This is a genomic window from Corallococcus sp. AB032C (assembly GCF_003668935.1).
In the GTDB taxonomy this organism is placed as follows: Bacteria; Myxococcota; Myxococcia; order Myxococcales; family Myxococcaceae; genus Corallococcus; species Corallococcus exiguus.
This window is the reverse complement of record NZ_RAWP01000278.1, coordinates 1-433: the sequence shown is the minus strand read 5'-3', so window position 1 is coordinate 433 and position 433 is coordinate 1. Positions and strand designations below refer to the sequence as shown.

General features: G+C 62.1%; 1 protein-coding gene. It reads right to left on the bottom strand.

All coding sequences use genetic code 11. The annotated features are described in order from the left end of the window. Positions 1-419: hypothetical protein (locus D7X99_RS42060; protein WP_199756441.1), on the bottom strand; the 419-nt coding region annotated here is incomplete at its 3' end. Between the last annotated feature and the right edge of the window lie 14 nt (positions 420-433).

The following is a 433-nucleotide window of genomic DNA, read 5'->3' as shown; positions in this document are numbered from 1 at the left end:
GCCTGGCGGTACTCGCTGACGACAGCCCGGATGGCTGCCTCCGGATTCTCGCTGCTTCTTTTAGCAATTTCGGCGTAGAACTGACCCGCGGCCTCGGACGAACCCAACACAACCGAGCCGCATCCGAGCAATCCCGCGGCCACCGCACCTTGCAAGGCTTCAGGTGCTGCAGCTAGTGTCATGCGCGACACCTGCACGCTGGGAACCAACCCATGCTCCGCGATGGCGATCAACGTCGCATCGAGCACGCGCTGTTGGGCTTTCGTGGGAAGCGCCCCGGTCACGAGCAACCAGAAATGCTCAGTGAAGTTGATTGAGCCGATCAGCTCGCGCGCCAGATCCCGACCGCGAACGAGGATCGTGTCCGCGTTCGAGGTTGAGATCGCGGAAGCTTTATTCTCCTGCCGACCGATCTTCACCCGCTGCCCCCTTC